Origin of the sequence: Massilia mucilaginosa, from assembly GCF_011682145.1 — a bacterium.
In the GTDB taxonomy this organism is placed as follows: domain Bacteria; phylum Pseudomonadota; class Gammaproteobacteria; order Burkholderiales; family Burkholderiaceae_D; genus Telluria_A; species Telluria_A mucilaginosa.
Genome location: NZ_WHJH01000126.1, coordinates 1 through 2,338, shown reverse-complemented (window position 1 = coordinate 2,338; position 2,338 = coordinate 1). Strand labels below are relative to the sequence as shown.

The following is a 2,338-nucleotide window of genomic DNA, read 5'->3' as shown; positions in this document are numbered from 1 at the left end:
TTTTCGCCGCTGGCAAGTCGCGCAGCACCCGGCGCAGCCATGTGTAAGGCTCCAGGCCATTCGCTTTGGCCGTCTCCAGCAGCGAGTAAATAACCGCACTCGCATTAGCTCCAGCTACCGTGTCGCTAAACAGCCATGCCTTGCGGCCCACCACGAATGGACGAATCGCGTTCTCGCATCTGTTGTTATCGATCGGCAGGTCACCGCGCTCGGTGTAACGTGTCAGGCGACTCCAGTAGTCGCGCATGTACGACAGTGCCTTGCCCAGCGCGCTCTTCGGCGTCACGCCTGGCAAGGATTTGTCCAGCCACGCCTTCAGCGCCGCGAGCGCCGGCACGCTGTGCGTCTGCCGCGCCAGCAGGCGCTCCGCGTCGCTGGCGTCCTTGCAGTCGCGCTCAATGCTATACAGTTTGCCGATCATGGCGACCGCCTCGTCTGCCAGACCGCGCCGCCCCTTAGGCTGGACTTTCACGGCCTCGACGAAACGTCGGCGCACGTGCGCCCAGCACGCCATGTGCTCAATGCCGTCAGTGCGCGCAAGCTGGTTATAGCCATCGTAGCCGTCGGTCATCAAGAAGCCACGATAGTCGTGCAACAGGCGCATCGGCACCTGGGCCCCGCGGCCCGGATCGTAGTCGAACAGCACCACCGGCTGGCCCGGTGGTCCGCCCGTCTGCACCCACATATAGCTGTTCGACGTTGGCTGCTTCCCAAGCGCCTTGAGTACCTGCACCACCGTCTCGTCAACGTGGATAAAGGGTGACTCAAGCAGCGCATCGCGCATCAGGTTGTGCAGCGGTTGGAGCAACCGGCCGGCGCCGATCACCCAGCGCGCCAACGTCTGGCGGGGCACGGTCACGCCATGGCGGTCGAGCACGTATTCAAAGCGGTACAGCGGCAGGCCATCAATGAACTTGACGATCAGCAGCATGGCGAGGAAGTCGGCGCTGGCGTTGCTCTTGGGAAGAGGCTGCGGTGGCAGCGGCGCCGTTACCGGCGCGTGCTCGCTGCCGGGGCAGCCGTAGCGCTTACGAATGTGGCGCAACACGCGCACCTGCATCGGTACGATGTCGAGCTGTTCGCTAACGTCCTGCCCGATCTCGACCATCGGGGTGCCACACGGACAGGTGCGTTCAGCAGCGGGGACGTCGTGGACCACGTCGACGCGCTGCAACTCCGATGGTAACGGCGCGCGCTTGCCACGCGCCGGCTTGGATGCGGGTTTGCCCTTGCCCGGCTCCAACTCGGTTGGCAACGGCGCAACGTCCTGTATCTCGGTGCTGTCGGCGGCGAGCGTCTCGGCCTCGTCGAACAAACGCCCCTGGTTCGCCGACTGCTCCGAGCTGGCGCCAAACATGCGGTGGCGCGCCAGGATGAACTGTTCGAGCATGTGCTGCATGTGGTTTAGCGCCTGCGTCTTGACATCATTGTGCGAGGCGATGACCGCGTGCAGCAGGGCCGTTAAGGAGGCTGCGTCGGTGGGCAAAACGGGCGGCAACACCAGCTCCGGGAGCTGGTAGCGCGGGGGTAAAATGGAAGGTTTTGCGACGGCTTCTGGCATGCACTATTTTACCAAATCCCCCTATGAAACGGAACCGAAATGCAAGGTTTTATGAGGAGCATTTCGCCATAAATCGAAGCCTTCCAACAGCCATTCAAACTGCTGTATCGTCACCGTTTGGGTGGCTCCGTCGGCCTCACGCGGCCATGCAAATTTTTCCGCCTCAAGACGCTTGAGCCAAAGGCAGAAACCGTTGCGATGCCAGTACAAGACCTTGATCTTGTTGCGATGCCGGTTGACGAACACGTACAACGCGCTTCCGAAAGGATCGAGCTTTAGTTCCTGCTCAACCAGCGCTGACAGTCCATCAATCGACTTCCTGAAGTCGACCGGATCGCGGCACAGATAGACCTGTTCGATACGACAGCCGGGGTGCATCAGCGCGCTCCCGGGTGTGACTGCTCCAGCGCCGCCAGCCAGACCGGTGCCGGCAGCGCGGCCATCTCGAGGCGCAGCCCCGACGGCAAAATCAGTGTGCAAGCGGCCGATGGCGGCGCGGCCTGTGCAATGCGAACGGCGACGAATTTGCCGTGTACCGCCGATGCTGCCTTGCCGTCCACTGTCAGCAACTTCTGGCGCCAGTAGTACAGCGATGCCAGCGACAGACCATGACGCTTCGCGTAGACAGTCACCGCGACGCCTTCCTGCCGAATCGCGGCAACGTGCTTCTCCCAAAAAACGGTCGTGTTTTCCATGCTTGCTCCGGTATCAAATCGAAGTAGCAAGAATGCGGAAATTCGGATTAGCCAGCAAGTCTGGGGTTTATGGAGCGCTTAC

The 2,338-nt window shown here is 61.8% G+C and carries 3 protein-coding genes; all 3 read right to left on the bottom strand.

Features of this window, described 5'->3' with window-relative positions; translation table 11 throughout:
• On the bottom strand, positions 1–1,561 hold a 1,561-nt coding region (gene tnpC, locus F2P45_RS33995), incomplete at its 3' end, for an IS66 family transposase (protein ID WP_223164903.1).
• 21 nt (positions 1,562–1,582) lie between these two features.
• A complete protein-coding gene (gene tnpB / locus F2P45_RS33990) occupies positions 1,583–1,939 on the bottom strand; it encodes an IS66 family insertion sequence element accessory protein TnpB (RefSeq protein WP_166882622.1) in 357 nt (118 codons plus the stop codon).
• Positions 1,939–2,256: an IS66 family insertion sequence element accessory protein TnpA gene (tnpA, locus tag F2P45_RS33985; RefSeq protein WP_166882621.1), complete on the bottom strand. Its 318-nt coding sequence runs from the start codon at positions 2,254–2,256 to the stop codon at positions 1,939–1,941. Before tnpA ends, tnpB begins: the two co-directional genes overlap by 1 nt.
• Positions 2,257–2,338: the final 82 nt, after the last annotated feature.